The organism is Actinophytocola sp. (assembly GCF_035634895.1).
GTDB lineage: Bacteria > Actinomycetota > Actinomycetes > Mycobacteriales > Pseudonocardiaceae > Actinophytocola.
Genome location: NZ_DASQCC010000097.1, coordinates 1 through 11,773, shown reverse-complemented (window position 1 = coordinate 11,773; position 11,773 = coordinate 1). Strand labels below are relative to the sequence as shown.

Sequence of the window (11,773 nt, the reverse complement as noted above, 5' to 3'; positions counted from 1 at the left end):
GGTTGAGACTTTGCTGGGTGGGGTTGGGGGTGTTGGTGTTGCCGCGGTGAATGGTCCGTCGTCGACGGTGTTGTCGGGTGATGTGGTGGGGTTGGAGCGTGTGGTGGGGGAGTGTGAGCGTCGTGGGATTCGCGTTCGGTGGGTGCCAGTGGATTACGCGTCGCATTCTGGCCAGGTTGATGTGTTGGAGGAGTCGATTGTTGAGGTGTTGGGGGATGTTGAGCCTCGTTCTTCTGAGGTGCCTTTCTTTTCTTCGGTGACGGGTGGGTGGTTTGATACTGCGGGTTTGGACGGTGGGTATTGGTTCAGGAACCTGCGTGAGCGGGTGTTGTTTGGTCAGGCTACGGAGAATTTGTTGGAGGCTGGTTTTTCTGTTTTCATTGAGGTGAGTCCGCATCCGGTTCTGACGGTGGGCGTCGAGGAAAGTATCGACGCGGTAGGTGCGGATGCGGTTGTCGTGGGCACCTTGCGTCGTGATGACGGCGGCATGACGCGGATGACCCGATCCCTCGCGCAGGCTTGGGTTGGTGGCGCTCCCGTTGACTGGTCGGGCTTTGTTGGTGGTGGGTCTCGGGTTGATGTGCCGGTGTATCCGTTTCAGCGGCGTCGGTTCTGGTTGGACGCACCTACCGGCGGTGCCGGTAATGGTGTGGGCCATGGACTGTTGGGTGCGTCGGTGCAGCTCGCGGCGACTGGTGGCGCGGTGTTCACGGGCAAGCTCTCGACCCGTACCCACCCCTGGCTGGCCGAGCACGCCGTGTTCGACACCGTCCTGTTGCCTGCCACCGCGTTCGTCGACATCGCCTTGCGGGTGGCCAAGGACACCGGACACCCTCAGGTCGAGGAACTGCTCATCGAGCGCCCCCTCCTGATCGCCGACGACGTCGACCTCCAGGTGAGTGTCACCGGCGCGGACCTGGCCGTGTACTCCCGTGTCGGGGACGAGCCATGGACCCGGCACGCGACCGGCAGACTCGGGATGACCCCGGCGCCCGCGGAACGACTGGGCGAATGGCCGCCTCCCGGCGCCGAACCCGTTGCCCCGCGAGACCTCTACACCGAACTCGCCGCCGCTGGCTACAACTACGGACCCGCCCTGCGTGGTGTCGTCGCCGCATGGCGCCGCGGCACCGAACGCTACGCCGAGGTTCGGACCACCGAGAGCGGCACCGGCCACGAGATCCACCCTGCCCTCCTTGACGCGGCACTACACCCGGCACTCAGCGGCGACCAACTCCTACTCCCGTTCTCCTGGAACGGGATCACCCAGCACGCCCCCGCGAGCGGCACCCTCCGCGTCCGGTTGAGGACCGACGGCACGGACGCGCTCGCCATGCTCGTGACCAACGAGAGCGGGCAGCCCGTGCTCACGGTCGACGCCGTCACCCTGCGGCCCGCCACCCCCGACCAGCTCACCGCCGCCTCCGGCTCGCTCTACGTGCTGGACTGGGAACCGATCCCGGCGAAGAACGGCCACGAGCCCGACCACGACGTGCTGTCCTTCGTGGACGTTCCGCCCGACGAAGCCGCCGAGCAGGCACTCTCGGCGGTCCAGGAGTGGTTGCGCGCCGACCGGCAGGGGAAGCTCGTGGTCATCACCCGCGACGCCGTCGCGGCGGGGGATCTCGCCGGGGCCGCCGTCTGGGGTCTCGTGCGCACGGCCCAGTTGGAGCACCCGGACCGGATCGTGCTCGTCGACACCGACGAACCGGGCCCGCTGCCCGACGGTGCCCTCGGCACCGGCGAGAGCCAGGTGATCGTCCGGGGCGGGCGGCTGCTCGCGCCACGCCTCGTGCGTGCGCAGGTGCCGCCAACCTCGCGGCGCATCGAAGGCCCCGTCCTGGTCACCGGCGCGAGCGGGGCGCTCGGTACGGCCATCGCCCGGCACCTCGTGGCCGAGCACGGCGTCGACGAGCTGATCATGGTGAGCCGGCGCGGCAGCGCCGACCTCGCCGCCGAGCTTTCCGATGCGGGGATCCGTGCGACCTTCGTCGCCTGTGACGTCGCCGACCGTGAAGCCGTGCGGCGCCTCGTCGCCGAACACCCGCCCAGGGCCGTCGTGCACGCGGCGGGTGTGCTGGACGACGGCGTGTTCGACTCGCTCACCCCCGAGCAGCTCGCCTCCGTGTTCGGACCCAAGGTCACCGCGGCCCGGCATCTCCACGACCTCACCCGGCACCTCGAACTGTCGGCGTTCGTCCTGTTCTCCTCGGTGCTCGGCACCCTCGGCAGTCCAGGACAGGCCGCCTACACCGCCGCCAACGCCTGCCTGGACGCCCTCGCCCACCACCGCCGTCAGCTCGGCCTGCCAGCACAGTCCATCGGCTGGGGCCTGTGGGCGCGTGCGAGCGGCATGACCGGACACCTCGGCGACGCCGACCTGGCCAGGCTGCGGCGCCTCGGCGTGCTCCCGATGTCCGAACAGGACGGTCTCGCGCTGTTCGACCTCGCCATCCGCTCCGACCTACCGCACACCATCGCCGCCAGGCTGGACGTCTCCGCGCCCGCACCGATGCTGAGCCGCCTCGCGCCTCGGCCCCAGCGGACCGGGCCAACACCGTCCTTCGGCCAGCGGCTGGCCGAGCTGCCCGACGCCGACCGGGACCGTGCCCTGCGCACCTTCGTGCGGGAGCAGGCCGCGGCCGTGCTCGGCCACGACGGCGTCGACTCGGTCGCGGAAAGCCGGGCGTTCAAGGAGATCGGGTTCGACTCGCTGACCGCGGTGGAGCTGCGCAACCGCCTCGCCGCGGCGTTCGGCCTGCGGCTGCCGGCCACCGTGGCCTTCCTCCACCCCACGCCCGCGGCCCTCGCCGACCACCTCGCCGCGCGGCTGCTGCCCACCCCGTCCCCGCAGCGGCCCGAACGCCAGGAGAGGGACCGGTCCGACGAGGAGCTGGCGACCGCCACCGACGACGAGCTGTTCGACCTTATCGACCGCGAACTGGGGATCTCCTGAGCCGCTCGTGGGAGGACTGGAGGTGCAGATGTCCAACGAGGACAAGCTTCGCGACTACCTGAGGCGCGTGACCGCCGACCTGAAGCGGGCCAACCGGCTGCTCGCCGACCGGGAGTCGCCCGAGCCCATCGCGGTGATCGGGATCGGCTGCCGCTACCCGGGAGGGGTGGCGTCGCCCGAGGACCTGTGGGATCTGGTGGACGCCGGGGTGGACGCGGTGTCGGACTTCCCGGCCGACCGCGGCTGGGACCTCGACGCGCTCTTCGACGAGAACCCCGACCGGCCAGGCACCTCCTACGTCCGGCACGGCGGCTTCCTGCACGACGCGGCCGATTTCGACGCCGCGTTCTTCGGCATCTCGCCACGGGAGGCACTGACCGTCGATCCCCAGCAGCGGTTGCTGCTCGAAGCGGTGTCCGACGCGTTCGAACGGGCGGCCATCCCGGCGGAGTCCGTGCGCGACAGCGACACCGGCGTGTTCGCGGGCGTGATGTACAACGACTACGCCACCCGCCTGCGTGCCGTCCCAGCCGGGTTGGAGGGCTACCTCGGCAACGGCAGCGCGGCCAGCGTCGCCTCAGGGCGGGTCGCCTACACCTTCGGTCTGCAGGGACCCGCGGTCAGCGTCGACACGGCATGCTCCTCCTCCCTCGTCGCTCTGCACCAGGCGTGCCAGGCCCTCCGCAACCGGGAGTGCTCGATGGCGCTGGCCGGCGGCGTCACGGTGATGGCGACCCCGACCGGCTTCATCGAGTTCAGCAGGCAGCGTGCGCTCTCGCCGGACGGCCGCTGCCGCTCCTTCGCCGCCGCCGCCAACGGGACGGGCTGGTCGGAAGGCGTCGGCGTGCTGCTGCTGGCACGCCTGTCGGACGCCGTGAGCCTCGGCAGGCCGGTGCTCGCCGTGATCCGCGGCAGCGCGGTCAACTCGGACGGCACGTCGAACGGGCTCACCGCGCCGAACGGGCTCGCCCAGGAACGGGTCGTGCGCCGCGCCCTGGCCGACGCCGGGCTGTGTCCGTCCGATGTGGATGCCGTGGAGGCGCACGGCACCGGCACGGTGCTCGGCGACCCGATGGAGGCCGACGCGCTGATCGCGACCTACGGACAGGACCGGGACCTGCCGCTGTGGCTCGGGTCGCTGAAGTCCAACATCGGCCACGCGCAGGCCGCCGCGGGCGTCGGCGGGGTCATCAAGATGATCATGGCCATCCGGCGGGGAGTGCTGCCGAGGACTCTGCACGTCGACGAGCCGACCCCGCATGCCGACTGGAGCGCGGGTGCCGTGCGGCTGCTGACCGAACCGGTCGACTGGCCCGACACGGGGCGGCCCCGCCGGGCCGGTGTGTCGTCCTTCGGCATCAGCGGCACCAACGCGCACGTGCTCATCGAGCAGGCCCCCGACACCGAGGCACCGGCGCCGAGGGACCGCACCGACCGGCCGGTGACCTGGGTGCTCTCGGCCGCCGGCCCGAACGCGCTCCGTGCCCAGGCTCGGCGGCTGCTCACCGTGGCTGAGTCGGCGGACCCGGTCGACGTCGGGCTCTCGCTCGCGACCACCCGGTCGACCCGCGAGCACCGGGCCGGGGTGACCGGAGCGGACACCGAGCAGCTCGTCGCCGGGCTCACCGCCCTCGCCGACGGCAGGCCGGCCGCCGGGCTCACCGAAGGCGCCGCCGTCGCTGGCGACCTCGCGTTCCTGTTCTCCGGCCAGGGTTCGCAGCGGGCCGGGATGGGTGCCGAGCTGGCCGCGACCTTCCCGGAGTTCGCGGCGGCCTTTGACGAGGTCCGCACCCACCTGGACCCGGAACTTCGCGACGCGCTGCTGGACGCCGACTCCCTCGAACAGACGAGGTTCGCGCAGCCGGGTCTCTTCGCGGTGCAGGTCGCGTTGTTCCGATTGCTCGAGTCGTGGTCGATACGGCCCGACTTCGTTGCCGGGCACTCCGTCGGTGAGATCGCCGCGGCCCACGTTTCTGGGGTGCTGTCCCTGGCGGACGCGGCGGCCCTGGTCAGCGCGCGCGGCAGGCTCATGCAGGACCTGCCGGCCGGCGGCGCGATGCTGGCGGTGCAGGCCGACGAGGACGAGGTTCGCGCGGTGTGCGGCGAGGCGGTCTGGCTGGCGGCGGTGAACGGCCCGAGGTCCGTGGTGTTGTCCGGCGACCGGGAGGCCCTGGCCGAGATCGCGTCCGGGTTCGCGAGGACGACGTGGCTTCGGGTCTCACACGCCTTCCACTCCCACCGCGTGGACCCCGTGCTCGACGAGCTGAGGAGCGTCCTTGCCGGCGCGACCCTCTCGGCACCGGCCATCCCGTTCGTGTCGACGGTTTCCGGGCGGCCGGTCGGGGCGGAGGTCACCACGCCCGAGTACTGGGTCCGCCAGGCGCGCGAGCCGGTGCGGTTCCTGGACGCCGTCCGCGCCATGGCGTCGGTCAGTACGTTCGTGGAGGTCGGCCCCGACGCCGTGCTGACCGCGGCTGCCCAGGAGTGTGCCGCGGACCGTGCGATCGCCGTGCCGCTGCTGCGCCGGGACCGGCCGGAGGCGGCGAACCTGCTCAGCGCCGTCGGCACCCTGCACGTCCGTGGTGTCGGCGTGGACTGGGCCAGGGTGTACGCGGACGGGCGGCGGATCGACCTGCCCACCTACGCGTTCCAGCGGCAGCGCTACTGGCTCGACGCCGAGTTCTCGCCCGCGACGGCCGGTGCGGCTCCGGCGGACAGTGTGGCGGTCGACGCCACCCTCGACGCGCTGTCGGCGGCCGAACGGGAGCGACACCTGCTCGCGGTCGTGCGTGAGCAGGCGGCGGCGGTGCTCGGCCACGGCTCCGTCGCCGAGGTCGCACCCGACCGGCGGTTCCGGGACCTGGGGTTCGACTCGCTGACGGCCGTCGACCTGCGCAATCGGCTCGCCGCGGCGACCGGCGTGCCGCTGCCAGCCACGATGATCTTCGACTGCCCGACCCCGGCCCTGCTGGCCCGGTTCCTCTCGGCAGGGGCCGACCAGCCCTCCGGCGTGGTGGCGCGGCCGGCCGACGAGCCGATCGCGATCGTGGGGATGGCCTGCCGCTTCCCCGGCGGCGTCGGCTCCCCCGAAGAGCTGTGGGACCTTGCCGACGCCGGGGTGGACGCCGTGTCGCCGTTCCCCGCCGACCGCGGCTGGGACCTGACCGCGCTCTACCACCCCGACCAGGACCACCGGGGGACCTCCACCACCAGGCACGGCGGGTTCCTCACCGACGTCGCCGGGTTCGACGCCGGGCTGTTCGGCATCTCGCCGCGTGAGGCGCTGGCCATGGACCCACAGCAGCGGCTGCTGCTGGAGGTCACGTGGGAGGCGTTCGAACGGGCCGGGATCGATCCGTCGTCGTTGCGCGGCAGCCGAACCGGGGTGTTCGCGGGCACCAGCGGCCAGGACTACACGGCACTGGCCGCACACGCCCCCGGCGAGCTGGAAGGACACCTGCTCACCGGGACGGCCGCCAGTGTGCTGGCCGGGCGGGTGGCCTACACGTTCGGGCTGGAAGGGCCCGCTCTCACCGTGGATACCGCCTGTTCGTCCTCCCTGGTCGCCATGCACCTGGCCGCCAAGTCGCTGCTGGGTGGCGAATGCACGATGGCGCTGGCCGCCGGGGTGGCGGTGATGGCGACTCCCGGCGGTTTCGTGGAGTTCAGCCGCCAGGGTGGCCTCTCGCCGGCCGGCAGGTGCCGGTCGTTCGCCGCCGCCGCCGACGGCACCACGTGGGCGGAGGGCGTCGGGGTGCTCGTGCTGCAACGGCTTTCCGACGCGCGGCGGGAAGGCCGCGCGGTCCTGGCCGTCGTCCGGGGCTCCGCGATCAACTCCGACGGCGCGTCCAACGGCCTGACCGCCCCGAACGGCCCGGCACAGCGACGAGTCATCCAGGACGCCCTCGCCTCGGCGGGACTCGGACCGTCCGATGTGGACGCGGTGGAGGCGCACGGCACGGGCACCGCGCTCGGCGACCCGATCGAGGCACAGGCGTTGGCCGCCGTGTACGGGCGCGACCGCGACCAGCCGCTGTGGCTCGGCTCGTTGAAGTCCAACATCGGGCACGCCCAGGCGGCGGCCGGGGTCGCCGGCGTGATCAAGACCGTGATGGCACTGCGGAACGAGACACTGCCGAGGACCCTCCACGTGACCGAGCCGACCCCACACGTGGACTGGTCGGCCGGCGGGCTTCGCCTGCTCACCGAACCCGCCGCCTGGCCACGGACGGAACGGCCGCGCAGAGCGGGGGTGTCCTCGTTCGGGATGAGCGGCACCAACGCCCACGTCGTCATCGAGGAGGCCCCGGCCGAACCGGTGGCCGAGACCGACCGCACCGAGCGGGCCGTGCCCTTCCCGCTGCTGCTGTCGGGTGCCGATCCCGAGGCGCTGCGTGCCGGCGCCGGACCGCTGGCCAGCCATCCCGCCGACGACCGCGACCTCGCGTACTCGTTGGCCACCACCCGGGCCGCACTCGCGCACCGGGCGGTCGTGCCGGGTGGCGACCGCGCCGCCCTGACGGCACTCGCCGACGGCGGGGCCTGTCCACGCGTCGTGCTCGACCGGGTCACGGACGGACCCCTCGGGTTCCTGTTCCCCGGCCAGGCCACGCAACGGACGGCCATGGGGGAGGAACTGGCGGCGACGTTCCCGGCGTTCGCGGCGGCGTTCGACGAGGCGCTCGACCACCTCGACCCGGCCGTGCGCGGCGCACTGCGGGACGTGACGCTGCTCGACCGCACCGAGTTCGCCCAACCCGCCCTGTTCGCCGTGGAAGTGGCGCTGTACCGGCTGTTCGAGTCCTGGGGTGTCCGACCGGACGTCCTGGTCGGCCACTCGGTGGGCGAACTGGCCGCGGCACACGTCGCGGGTGTGTTCTCGCTCGCCGACGCGTGCCGGCTGGTCACCGCCAGAGCACGGCTGATGCAGGCGCTGCCGGACGACGGTGCCATGGCGGCGGTCGAGGCGACCGAGGACGAGGTGGCTCCGACGCTCACCGACCGGACCGCTGTCGCGGCGGTCAACGGACCGCGATCGGTCGTCGTGTCCGGGGCGCGCGACGAGGTCGACCAGGTGGTGGCACGGTGGCGGGCACGCGGCCGCAAGACCGCCGCACTGCGGGTCTCCCACGCCTTCCACTCACCACTGATGGACCCCGTGCTCGACGAGTTCGCCGCCGTGGCGGCCGAGCTGACCTACCGGCAACCCCTGATCCCGATCGCGTCCGGGGTGACCGGCCGGGTGGGCGAGGCCTTCGACGCCGACTACTGGGTCCGCCACGTCCGCGCCACCGTCCGGTTCCACGACGCGGTCCGCGACCAGCCCGCGGTGACCTACCTCGAACTGGGACCCGACGGGGTGCTGAGCGCGCTCGGTCCCGAGAGCTCCGACGCGGTGTTCGTACCCGCCCTCCGCAAGGACGGCCCCGAGCCGGCCGCCGTCATGGCCGCGCTCGGCCGGCTGCACACCCGCGGTGTCGCGGTCGACTGGCACGCGGTGTTCGCGGGTTCCGGCGCACGCCGGGTGGACCTGCCGACCTACCCGTTCCAGCGCCAGAGGTACTGGATCGACCCGCCGGAGTCCACAGTGGACGACCTGCGGTACGAGCTGGGGTGGGAACGGGTCGACCTCGACCCGGCGCCGCTGCCCGGGTCGTGGCGGGTCCTGTCCGCGACGGCCGGGGACGACACCGCCCGACGGTTCGCCGACGTGTTGCGCCGCCACGGAGCCGAGGTCGAGCTGGCGGCCGTGTCCCCGGGAGAGGTGCCGGACACCAGCGGTGTCGACAACGTCGTCTCCTTGCTCTCCCTCGGCGGGAACGTCCTGGACACGGTGTCACTGCTGGAGATGTGGGACCGGTCGGCGAGGCTGTGGTGCGTCACCAGAGGCGCGGTCCGCACCGGCGCGCAGGATCCGCCGCCCGACCCGGTCCAGGCACAGCTGTGGGGGCTCGGCCGCACGATGGCCCTGGAGAACCCGCGCGCGTGGGGCGGGCTGATCGACCTGCCGTCCACGTGGGACGACGGGGTGACCACGACCTTGACCGAGGCGTTGACCGGTGCCGAGGACCAGGTCGCGGTCCGCGCCGGCGGGCTCTTCCGCGCACGGCTGCGCCGCGGCGAACCGGGCCGACCGGCGGACTGGCACCCCCGAGGCACGGTGCTCGTCACCGGCGGCACCGGCACACTCGGCGGGCATGTCGCCCGCTGGCTCGCCGGCAACGGCGCCGAACACCTCGTACTCGTCGGCAGGCGCGGCGACTCGGCCCCCGGGACCACGGAGCTGGTCGCGGACCTCACCGCGCTCGGCGCGGGCGTGACCGTGGCCGCGTGCGACATCACCGACCGGGAGGCACTCGCGGACCTCGTCGGGCGTGTCCGGACCGACGCGCCGCCGATCCGGGCCGTCGTCCACCTGGCCGGCGCACCGCAGAAGCTGTCCGACACGACCGACCTGTCCGCGTTCGACGACGTGACCGCCGCGAAGGTCGCCGGCGTGGACAACCTCGACGCGGTCCTGGGCGACGAGCCGCTCGACGCCTTCGTGCTGTTCTCGTCGATCGCCGCGGCCTGGGGCAGTGGCGGGCTCGGCGCCTACGCCGCCGCCAACGCCTACCTGGACGCGTTCGCCGAACACCGCGGGGCGGCCGGCAAGGCCGCCACGTCGATCGCCTGGGGCCCGTGGGCGGGTGCCGGCATGGCGGGTGGAGACGCCGGTGAACACCTGCGCAGGCGCGGCATCTCCGCACTCACCCCGGAACGGGCCGTCGCGGAGCTGCGCCGCGCGGTCGGCCGGGGTGACACCACGGTCGTGGTCGCCGACGTCGACTGGCCGGTCTTCGCCGCCGGCTACACCGCGGCCCGGCCCAGCACGCTGCTGCCGTACACCGCCCCGGCTCCCGCGCCGTTGGCGGTGCCGGCCCTGGCCGACCGGCTGGCCGGAGTCCCCGCGGCGCACCGCGACCGGGTCGTGCTCGACCTGGTGTGCGAGCAGACCGCCGCCGCGCTCGGCTACGCACCCGGTCGCCAGGTCGAACCCGACCGGCCCTTCCGCGACCTCGGGTTCGACTCGCTGACCGCCGTGGACCTGCGCAACCGCCTCTGCGCGGTCACCGGCCTGACGTTCCCGCCGAGCCTCGTGTTCGACCACCCGACGCCGACCGGGCTGACCGACCACCTCGTCACCCAGGTCCTCGGCGACGGCCGGTCGCCGGCGGACGTACTCGACGACCTGGCGGCCGAACTGCTCGCCTACGACCCGGACGGACCCGAACGCGACGGGATCGCCGGCAGGCTGCGCGCACTGCTCGCCGACTGGGATCGCGAACCGGCACGGACGGCGCCCATCGGTGAGCACGCCGACGACCAGGTGGCGTCGGCGGGCGCGGACGAACTGCTGCGTCTCATCCAGAACGAGTTCCGAGAGGGCTGAGCGCCGGATGGCGAACGAGGCAGAACTGGTGGAGCAGCTCCGCTGGATGACCGGCGAGCTGCGACGCTCGAAGCGACGCGTCGCCGAGCTGACCTCGGCCGCGACGGAGCCGATCGCGATCGTCGGCATGGCCTGCCGGTACCCGGGCGGCGTGCGCACCCCCGAGGACCTCTGGCGGCTCGTCGCCGTCGGGACCGACGCGATCACGGAGTTCCCCACCGACCGGGGCTGGCCGCTGACGCGGCTGTACGACCCGGACCCGGACACACCAGGCACCTCCTACACCCGCTCGGGCGGCTTCCTCGACGACGTGGCCGGGTTCGACGCGGAGTTCTTCGGCATCTCCCCGACCGAGGCGCTGGCCACCGACCCGCAGCACCGGCTGCTGCTCGAGATCTCGTGGGAGGCGTTCGAACGGGCCGGCATCGACCCGACGACGGTCCGGGGCAGCGCGACGGGGGTGTTCACCGGCACCAACGGACAGGACTACGTCGCCAGAGGCGGCCCGGTGCCACCCGACCTGGAGGGCCACCTGCTCACCGGCACCTCCGCCAGCGTCGCGTCGGGACGGGTCGCGTACGCGCTCGGGCTGGAGGGCCCGGCGATCACCGTCGACACCGCCTGCTCCTCCTCACTGGTCGCACTGCACCTCGCCGCTTCGTCCCTGCGCCGGGGCGAGTGCTCGCTGGCGCTCGCGGGTGGCGCGACCGTGCTCGCCGGCCCCGGTGCGTTCGTCGAGTTCAGCAGGCAGCGAGGACTGGCGCCGGACGGGCGGTGCAAGCCGTTCGCCGAGGCCGCCGACGGCACCGGCTGGGGCGAGGGCGCGGGGATCGTGCTCGTGGAGCGGCTGTCCGACGCCGAACGCCTCGGCCACCCGGTGTTGGCCGTCATGCTCGGGTCCGCGGTCAACTCCGACGGCACGTCCAACGGCCTCACCGCGCCGAACGGCCCCGCGCAGCAGCGGGTGATCCAGCGTGCGCTCGCCGACGCCGGCCTGACCGGCGCCGACGTGGACCTGGTCGAGGCCCACGGCACGGGCACCAGGCTCGGCGACCCGATCGAGGCGCAGGCACTCATCGCGACCTACGGCCGGGGCCGCCGGGACCGGCCGCTGCGGCTCGGGTCGGTCAAGTCCAACATCGGCCACACCGCCGCGGCGGCCGGCGTCGGCGGCGTGATCAAGGCCGTGCTCGCCATGCGCCACGGGCTGATGCCCAAGACCCTGCACGTCGACACCCCGACCTCACGAGTCGACTGGGGCGCGGGGGATGTGCGGCTGCTGACCGAGGCCGAAGAGTGGCCGGAGACCGGCAGGCCACGCCGCAGTGCGGTGTCGGCGTTCGGGATGAGCGGCACCAACGCGCACGTCGTCCTCCAGGGCCGTC

General features: G+C 73.1%; 3 protein-coding genes and 1 pseudogene. All 4 read left to right on the top strand.

Annotation, left to right across the window (positions count from 1 at the left end; genetic code table 11):
• Positions 1 to 46: 46 nt before the first annotated feature.
• Positions 47 to 475 (top strand): annotated as a pseudogene (locus VET29_RS44070) (acyltransferase domain-containing protein); the annotation flags it as partial.
• A gap of 201 nt (positions 476 to 676) precedes the next feature.
• Positions 677 to 2,956, top strand: coding sequence for a type I polyketide synthase (locus VET29_RS13360; protein WP_324919705.1), 2,280 nt, complete (start codon positions 677 to 679; stop codon positions 2,954 to 2,956).
• A gap of 28 nt (positions 2,957 to 2,984) precedes the next feature.
• Positions 2,985 to 10,388, top strand: a complete 7,404-nt coding sequence (locus tag VET29_RS13355) for a type I polyketide synthase (protein ID WP_324919703.1) — start codon at positions 2,985 to 2,987, stop codon at positions 10,386 to 10,388.
• A partial coding sequence (locus VET29_RS13350) for a type I polyketide synthase (protein ID WP_414636492.1) occupies positions 10,306 to 11,773 on the top strand: 1,468 nt, incomplete at its 3' end. The genes VET29_RS13355 and VET29_RS13350, both read left to right, overlap by 83 nt.

Excerpts from the sequence above, each read along its gene's own strand:
- VET29_RS13355 (WP_324919703.1), top strand. The coding sequence starts at position 2,985 with ATGTCCAACGAGGACAAGCTTCGCGACTACCTGAGGCGCGTGACCGCC.